Annotated in this window: 5 protein-coding genes; all 5 read left to right on the forward strand. The window is 71.1% G+C overall.

What is annotated here, in order from left to right:
• Positions 1 to 840: ABC transporter permease subunit (locus tag HY68_RS17765; RefSeq protein WP_107070096.1), on the forward strand; the 840-nt coding region annotated here is incomplete at its 5' end.
• Complete coding sequence (locus HY68_RS17770) at positions 828 to 1,763, forward strand: ABC transporter permease subunit (RefSeq protein ID WP_078863662.1); 936 nt, start codon at positions 828 to 830, stop codon at positions 1,761 to 1,763. The genes HY68_RS17765 and HY68_RS17770, both read left to right, overlap by 13 nt.
• Positions 1,764 to 1,770: 7 nt before the next feature.
• A complete protein-coding gene (locus HY68_RS17775; RefSeq protein ID WP_041990024.1) occupies positions 1,771 to 2,892 on the forward strand; it encodes an ABC transporter ATP-binding protein in 1,122 nt (373 codons plus the stop codon).
• Positions 2,889 to 3,584, forward strand: coding sequence for an HAD family phosphatase (locus tag HY68_RS17780; protein WP_277816763.1), 696 nt, complete (start codon positions 2,889 to 2,891; stop codon positions 3,582 to 3,584). The genes HY68_RS17775 and HY68_RS17780 overlap by 4 nt, the downstream gene beginning before the upstream one ends.
• 345 nt (positions 3,585 to 3,929) lie before the next feature.
• Positions 3,930 to 6,635, forward strand: coding sequence for a pyruvate, phosphate dikinase (gene ppdK / locus HY68_RS17785; protein WP_041990027.1), 2,706 nt, complete (start codon positions 3,930 to 3,932; stop codon positions 6,633 to 6,635).
• Positions 6,636 to 6,677: the final 42 nt, after the last annotated feature.

The raw sequence follows: 6,677 nt of genomic DNA on the forward strand, positions 1-6,677 counted from the left end.
CGGGCGCCGCGCGCCTGGCTCGGCGCCCTCCCGCTGCTCGTGTTCGCCGGCATCTGCTTCGGACTGCCGGTCGGCGCCGTGGTGTACGGGGCGTTCACGACGAAGGACACGGCCACCGGCGTCACCTCGGCGACCGGCGCCAACGTCAGCACCTCGCTCCAGGGCCCGTACCTGACCTCCCTGACCGGCAGCGTCGAACTGTCCGCGCTGACCGCCCTGATCGGCACCGTGCTCGGCATGCTGATCGCCCAGGCCGTCGTCACGTCCCGGCGCGGCGCGCTGCGGGAGTCCGTACTGACCGCCTCCGGCGTCCTCGCCAACTTCGGCGGCGTACCGCTCGCCTTCGCCTTCGTCGCGACCCTCGGCATCTCGGGCGTCGTCACGCAGTACGCGCACCTGGACGCGGCCGGCTGGAACCTGTACTCCTTCACCGGACTCACCGTGATCTACCTGTACTTCCTGGTGCCGCTGATGGTGCTGGTCAGCGTCCCCGCGCTGGACGGCCTGCGCCCGCAGTGGCGGGAGGCGGCGCAGAACGCGGGGGCCACCACCTGGCAGTTCTGGCGCCATGTCGGACTGCCGGTCCTCATGCCCACCCTGCTCGGCGGGTTCGTGCTGCTCTTCGGCAGCGCCTTCGCCGCGTACGCCACGGCGGCGGCGCTCGTCGGCGGTTCCGTACCCCTGGTGACGCTGAAGATCGCCGACGCGCTGTCCGGCAACGTCCAGGTCGGCCAGGAGAACGTCGCGCTCGCCCTGAGCCTCGACATGATCGTGATCGCCGGTCTGGTGATGGTGGTCTATCTGCCCCTCCAGCGACGGAGCACCCGATGGCTGCACTGACCCCCACAGCGGCGGACGCCCCGAGCCGCACAGCGCCGCCCGCGGGCCGCGTCCGCAGGCAGCGCCGCCGCCCGCGTATCTGGCGCGGCGCCGTCCTGGTCCTGGCCGGGATCTACTTCGTCGTGCCGCTGCTCGCCTCGTTCGTCTTCACCGTCCACACCCCGGGCCAGGGCGTCTCCTTCGACGCCTACACCGGGATCCTGTCCGCCGACGGATTCTCCAAGAGCCTGCTGCTCTCGCTCGGCCTGGCCGGCTGCACCATCGTGCTGTCGCTGCTGCTGGCCGTGCCGGCGCTCGTCGCCGTACGGCTCGGCGCGCCCCGGCTGCGGCCCGTCGTCGAGGTCATCTGCATGCTGCCGCTGGTGGTGCCGCCGATCGCGCTGGTCAGCGGGATCACGACCGTACTGCGCTGGGGCCCCGACCACTTGTCCACGACCCCGCTCTACCAGACCTTCATCGTCGTGCAGGACGAGTCGTTCCCACTGGTGCTCGTCATCGCCTACACCGTGCTCGCGCTGCCGTTCGTGTACCGCTCGCTGGACGCGGGGCTGCGCGCCGTCGACATCCCCACGCTCGTGGAGGCGGCCCGCAACTGCGGGGCGAGCATGCCGTACACGGTCGTCCGGGTGATCCTGCCCAACCTGCGCTCGTCGCTGGCCGGCGCGTCCTTCCTCACCCTGGCGCTGGTGCTCGGCGAATACACCATCGCGGCGCTCCTCGGCTATCAGCCCTTCGCCGTCTGGATCGTCACCATCTCCGGTTCCCAGGCGCAGGTTTCGGTCGCTGTCTCGCTGCTCAGCCTGCTCATCGCCTGGGCGCTGCTGATGGTCCTCTCCCGGGCCGGGGCACGGGCAGCGGCCGGCGCTTCGGCGGCCCCCGCGGGCGGCCCTGCCACCACAACTCCCCTCTCCGGCAAGGAGTAGCCCCCTCATGTCATCCACGGCCACACTCACCGCGAGCGAGGAACAGCCCGCGGCCCCCGCCGGCGCGCTGGTCGAATTCCGCGGTCTGCGGCGGGCCTTCGGGCCCACCGTCGCCCTCGACGGGCTCGACCTGACGGCCCGCCCCGGTGAACTCCTCGCGCTGCTCGGCCCCTCGGGCTGCGGCAAGACCACCGCGCTGCGGGTGCTCGCCGGATTCGAGCAGCCCGACGCGGGCGATGTGCTGGTGGACGGCGCCGACATCACCCTGGTCCCGGCCAACCGCCGTGACGCGGGCATGGTGTTCCAGTCGTACAGCCTCTTCCCGCACCTCAACGCGCGCGACAACGTCGCCTTCGGGCTGCGGGTACGGAAGGTGTCGGCCGCCGAGCGGCGCACCCGCGCCGCCGAACTCCTCGACCTGGTCGGGCTGCCCGAGCACGGCGACCGCTTCCCGCACCAGATGTCCGGCGGCCAGCAGCAGCGGGTCGCACTCGCCCGCGCGCTGGCGCTGCGGCCCCGGGTGCTGCTGCTCGACGAGCCGCTGTCGGCGCTCGACGCCAAGGTCAGGCTGACGCTGCGGGAGGAGATCCGCCGGCTCCAGCTCTCGCTCGGCATCACCACCATCTTCGTCACGCACGACCAGGAGGAGGCGCTGTCGATGGCCGACCGGGTCGCCGTGCTCAACGCGGGCCGCCTCGAACAGTGCGCGCCGCCCGCCGAGTTGTACGAGCGTCCCGCCACCGCCTTCGTCGCCGAGTTCGTCGGCACGATGAACCGGCTGCCCGGCCGGCTCACCGACGGCGGCCGGGTCGAGGTCGCGGGCGCCACCCTGCCGGTGGACGGCGAGATCCCGGCGGGACGCGAGGTCGAGGTGCTGATCCGGCCGGAGAACGTCACGGCGACCGCCGACCCCGAAGGCACCGCCACGGTCGTCTCGGCCGCCTTCTTCGGCTCGGTCACCCGGGTGCTGCTCGATCTGCCCGGCGGCGGCTCGGTCAAGGCCGACGTCCCGTCGCGCGACGCGGGGGAGCTGCAGCCCGGCGTACGGGCGACGGTCGTACCGGCCGAGCGCCCGGCCCTGGTCGTACCGGTGACCGGTGTCGTGGCGTCCGCGGGGGACGACGCGTGAAGCTGCCTGCGGCTGTCCTCTTCGACATGGACGGCACGCTCGTGGACACCGAAGTGCTCTGGTGGGACACGGCGGACGAGGTCGCCGCCCGGCTCGGCCACCGGCTGACGGACGCCGACGCGCGCGAGGTGGTGGGCCGCGCCGTCGCCGACACGGCCGCGCATCTCGTACGCGTCACCGGCGCGGACGCCGGCCGTACGGAGGAGGTGGCGGCCGAACTGTCCGGTTCCTTCTTCCGGCGGGTGGAGGCCGGGGCCCCGCTGCGGCCAGGCGCCGGTCGGCTGCTGGCCGGACTGGAACGGGCCGGGGTGCCGTTCGCCCTGGTCAGCGCCTCGCCGCGGGCGGTGGTCGACTCGGTGGTGGGCGGCTCGCTGCCGGACGTGGGCTTCGCCTTCACGCTCTCGGCCGACGACACCGTACGGACCAAGCCGCACCCCGACCCCTACCTGGCGGCGGCCGAACGGCTCGGCGTGCGGCCGGGGGCGTGTGTCGCGGTGGAGGACTCCCCGGACGGTACGGCCTCGGCGCAGGCCGCCGGGTGCGCCGTACTCGTCGTACCGTCGCTGCTGCCGGTGGAGCGGGCCGCCGGGCGCTACTTCGCGGACAGCCTGGAGGACGTCGATCTGGCGGTGCTGCGCGACTGCGCGCGGGACCGGCTGCGTGACCACGCTTCGGCCCGTCGTGGGGCGTGATTCTCGCCACATTTGATGGTCGACGCGCTCAGAGGAGCGGATCTTGGGCGACTGCACCTCTGGAAGGGGTGGCACTGCGTGCCACCCCTTTGGTGTTCGAAGGATGAACTCAGACGTCGTTGTCACCGCTCGGGTGAGCGGGAAGGGTCATCGGCGGGTCATGCCCGGTTCGAGGCATGAAGCCGTGCGGACCGCGTCGGCGTCCGCCATGCGCATTCGATCCAGTGGCGGACGAGTGGTTAAGGCCGTGCGACGGCCAGGTGGACATGTCCGGACGCCTTTGATCTGGGTATGTTCCTCGCCGTCAGGGCAGCCAGCGCGTCGTCCTCCGAGGAGTCGAGACCCGTGTCGGAAAAGCAGGAGAAGACCGAGAAGGCACCGAAGTACGTCTTCGACTTCACCGAGGGCAACAAGGATCTGAAGGATCTGCTCGGCGGCAAGGGCGCCAACCTCGCCGAGATGACCAATCTCGGGCTGCCCGTCCCGCCCGGTTTCACCATCACCACCGAGGCGTGCACCGTCTATCTCGACAGCGGGACCGAACCGGCGGCACTGGGTGACGAGGTGAGCGCCCATCTCGAAGCGCTGGAGAAGAAGATGGCCAAGCGGCTCGGCCAGGCCGACGATCCGCTGCTGGTCTCCGTACGCTCCGGGGCGAAGTTCTCCATGCCGGGCATGATGGACACCGTCCTGAACGTCGGGCTCTCCGACGACTCGGTCGCCGGGCTCGCCAAGCAGTCGGGCGACGAGCGGTTCGCCTGGGACTCCTACCGGCGGCTCATCCAGATGTTCGGGGCCACCGTCCTCGGTGTCGACGCCGAACTCTTCGAGGAGGCGCTGGAGGAGACCAAGCGGGCCAACAACGCGGCGACCGACGTCGATCTGGCCGCAGGGGACCTCAAGAAGCTGGTCAAGCAGTTCAAGAAGATCGTCTCCCGGCACACCGGGCGGGACTTCCCGCAGGACCCGCGCGTGCAGATGGACCTCGCGATCCGCGCCGTCTTCGACTCGTGGAACACCGACCGCGCCAAGCTCTACCGCCGCCAGGAGCGCATCCCCGGCGACCTCGGAACGGCCGTCACGGTCTGCTCGATGGTCTTCGGCAACCTCGGCCCCGACTCCGGTACGGGCGTGGCCTTCACCCGCGACCCGGCCAGCGGCCACCAGGGCGTCTACGGCGACTACTTGCAGAACGCGCAGGGCGAGGACGTCGTCGCCGGCATCCGCAACACCGTGCCGCTCGCCGATCTGGAGACCATCGACAAGGCCTCGTACGACCAGCTGATGCAGATCATGGAGACGCTGGAGACGCACTACCGCGATCTGTGCGACATCGAATTCACCATCGAGCGCGGCCAGTTGTGGATGCTCCAGACCCGGGTCGGCAAGCGCACCGCGGGCGCCGCCTTCCGGATCGCCACGCAACTGGTCGACCAAGGACTGATCGACGAGGCGGAAGCGCTCCAGCGCGTCAACGGCGCCCAGCTCGCCCAGCTGATGTTCCCGCGCTTCGACGAGGGCGCGAAGCGGCAGTTGCTCGGACGCGGTATCGCCGCGTCGCCGGGCGCCGCCGTCGGCAAGGCCGTCTTCGACTCGTACACCGCCGTCAAGTGGTCGCGCTCGGGGGAGAAGGTCATCCTCATCCGCCGGGAGACCAACCCCGACGACCTCGACGGCATCATCGCCGCCGAGGGCATCCTGACCTCGCGCGGCGGCAAGACCTCGCACGCCGCCGTCGTCGCCCGTGGCATGGGCAAGACCTGTGTGTGCGGCGCTGAGGAGCTGGAGGTCGACACCAAGGCCCGTCGGCTGACGGTCGGTTCGACGGTCATCGAGGAGGGCGACGTCGTCTCCGTCGACGGCTCGACCGGCAAGGTCTACCTCGGTGAGGTGCCCGTCGTCCCCTCGCCCGTGGTCGAGTACTTCGAGGGCCGGATGCACGCGGGCGCCGACGACGCCGACGAACTCGTCGAAGCCGTGCACCGGATGATGGCGTACGCCGACCGGCGCCGCAGGCTGCGGGTGCGGGCCAACGCGGACAACACCGAAGACGCCCTGCGCGCCCGCCGGTTCGGCGCCCAGGGCATCGGGCTCTGCCGCACCGAGCACATGTTCCTCGGCGAACGCAGGGCCATGGTCGAGAAGCTGATCCTCGCCGACACGGACGACGAGCGCGAGACGGCGCTCGGCGCCCTGCTGCCGCTGCAGAAGAAGGACTTCACCGAGCTGTTCGAGGCGATGGACGGACTGCCGGTCACGGTACGGCTGCTGGACCCGCCGCTGCACGAATTCCTGCCCGACATCACGGAGTTGTCGGTCCGTGTCGCCCTGGCCGAGGCCCGCAAGGACCACAACGAGAACGATCTGCGGCTCCTGCAGGCCGTACACAAACTGCACGAGCAGAACCCGATGCTCGGGCTGCGCGGGGTACGGCTCGGCCTGGTCATCCCCGGTCTCTTCGCCATGCAGGTACGGGCCATCGCCGAGGCCGCGGCCGACCGCAAGAACGCCAAGGGCGACCCACGCGCCGAGATCATGATCCCGCTCGTCGGCACGGTCCAGGAGCTGGAGATCGTCAGCGACGAGGCGCGCCAGGTCATCGCCGACGTCGAGAAGGCGACGGGTGTCGAGCTGAAGCTGGCCATCGGCACGATGATCGAGCTGCCGCGCGCCGCGCTGACGGCGGGTCAGCTCGCCGAGGCCGCCGAGTTCTTCTCGTTCGGCACGAACGACCTGACCCAGACCGTGTGGGGCTTCTCCCGCGACGACGTGGAGGCGAGCTTCTTCACCGCGTACCTGGAGAAGGGCATCTTCGGGGTCTCCCCGTTCGAGACGATCGACCGCGACGGCGTCGGCGCGCTCGTACGCAGCGCGTGCGAGGCGGGCCGGGCGACCCGGCCGGATCTGAAGCTCGGGATCTGCGGTGAGCACGGCGGCGACCCGGAGTCGGTGCACTTCTTCCACGCCGTCGGCCTCGACTACGTGTCCTGCTCGCCGTTCCGCATCCCGGTGGCGCGGCTGGAAGCGGGCCGCGCGGCGGCAGGCGCCTAACGCCCCCCCCCGAGACACCGGGGCCGTCCGCAATCCGCCCGC

Origin of the sequence: Streptomyces sp. AcH 505 (assembly GCF_000818175.1) — a bacterium.
Taxonomy (GTDB): domain Bacteria; phylum Actinomycetota; class Actinomycetes; order Streptomycetales; family Streptomycetaceae; genus Streptomyces.

What these genes read in the sequence shown, in the direction of transcription:
- HY68_RS17775 (WP_041990024.1), top strand. Translation starts at nt 1,771, where the DNA reads ATGTCATCCACGGCCACACTCACCGCGAGCGAGGAACAGCCCGCGGCC.
- HY68_RS17770 (WP_078863662.1), top strand. Translation starts at nt 828, where the DNA reads ATGGCTGCACTGACCCCCACAGCGGCGGACGCCCCGAGCCGCACAGCG.